Annotated in this window: 2 protein-coding genes; both read right to left on the bottom strand. The window is 53.5% G+C overall.

Annotation, left to right across the window (positions count from 1 at the left end):
- Nucleotides 1–521 (bottom strand): RNA methyltransferase substrate-binding domain-containing protein (locus tag B3S86_RS15155; RefSeq protein ID WP_290754274.1); only part of this gene is annotated, 521 nt, incomplete at its 3' end.
- Nucleotides 460–791 (bottom strand): Mini-ribonuclease 3 (locus B3S86_RS15150; protein WP_290754272.1); only part of this gene is annotated, 332 nt, incomplete at its 5' end. The genes B3S86_RS15150 and B3S86_RS15155, both read right to left, overlap by 62 nt.

Below are 791 nucleotides of genomic sequence, written 5' to 3'. Positions count from 1 at the left end.
GCATCTGCTGTCCGCAAGATTGATCCGAGATTATGCGGATCTTCCAGTTCATCGAGTAGGATCAAGAGCGGTGTTTCGTCCTTTTGACGCGCGAGCTCAAAGATGTCTTCCATCTCGGCGTACTCATACGCCGCTACCGCTGCGACGACACCTTGGTGATTTTCCGTTCCAGCTAAACCGGTTAACCGTGAACGCGGTACGAGCTGGATTTGAATCCCTGCTTCCTGCGCCATCGCGTGGATGACGGCAAGTGGTCCTTTTTGTTGTCCTTCCTGCAGAAACAGCTTGTTCATCTCTCGTCCGCTCCGTAATGCTTCTAGAACCGGATTTCGACCCGACAAGAAATCTTGTCCTTCTTCGAGCGGTTCGATCGCGATGGGCTGTTCCTTGACCGGAGCGGCTTTTCGTTTCTCTTGTGCTGGACGTTGTGCCTTCGTTTTCGGCTTCATACCGGTAGCCTTAGGATTCGTCTGTTTTTTCGGCTTCGAGTAGTTCGAACGCTTGTCCGATGAGTTCTTCAAGGCGATCCCCTCCTTCTGAAAGATAAATATAACCGAGCAATGCTTCAAATGCTGTCGCGTAGCGATACGTGTGGACGTCCGTACTCTTCGGGACAGAACCGGATTTTGCGTTCTTCCCGCGCCGGACGACCGCTGCCTCTTCTTCCGTCAACGCATCCGTGTTCAACCAGTGCGTCACGACCGTCGCTTGTGCTTGTGCCCGAACGTACCGGACAGCTGCTTTGTGCAACTCGCCCGGCTTCACATAACCTTGTTCGAGCAATCGCTCGC

This window comes from Exiguobacterium sp. UBA3968 (assembly GCF_002385115.1).
GTDB lineage: Bacteria > Bacillota > Bacilli > Exiguobacteriales > Exiguobacteriaceae > Exiguobacterium_A.
Note: the sequence above shows the minus strand (reverse complement) of the source record. Positions and strands in the feature narration are given on the sequence as shown.